Source organism: Bradyrhizobium sp. Kon58 (assembly GCF_055807455.1).
In genome coordinates this window covers 1-291 of record NZ_JBVVOT010000349.1, presented here as the reverse complement: position 1 = coordinate 291, position 291 = coordinate 1, and the positions used below count along the sequence as shown (strand labels likewise).

At 64.9% G+C, this 291-nt stretch carries 1 protein-coding gene; it reads right to left on the bottom strand.

What is annotated here, in order from left to right:
* Nucleotides 1-291, bottom strand: a 291-nt coding sequence (locus tag AC0L20_RS40730) for a hypothetical protein (RefSeq protein WP_473295782.1), incomplete at both ends; no start/stop codon positions are given.

The following is a 291-nucleotide window of genomic DNA, read 5'->3' as shown; positions in this document are numbered from 1 at the left end:
GCATCAGCAGGATACGCAGGTGGGTCGGTGCCAGTTGGGCCAGCCGCGCCCAGGGCGCGCAGGACAGTAATGACTCGTCCCAGCTCTCGATGCGATGAGCAGCCAACGGCGCGTGCTGGCGCAATTGTTCGGCAAAGCCCGGCGTGGTCAGGATCAGCAGGGGCAGCAAGTCTTCCGTGGAGGTGAACATATCCAGGATGGGCAGCAGGGTATCCAATGCCTGAGGGAAGGCCACTTTGCGATAGTGCTTGAACGCGATGCCCGCGCGGGGTTCGGCGGCGGGGCCGCTCG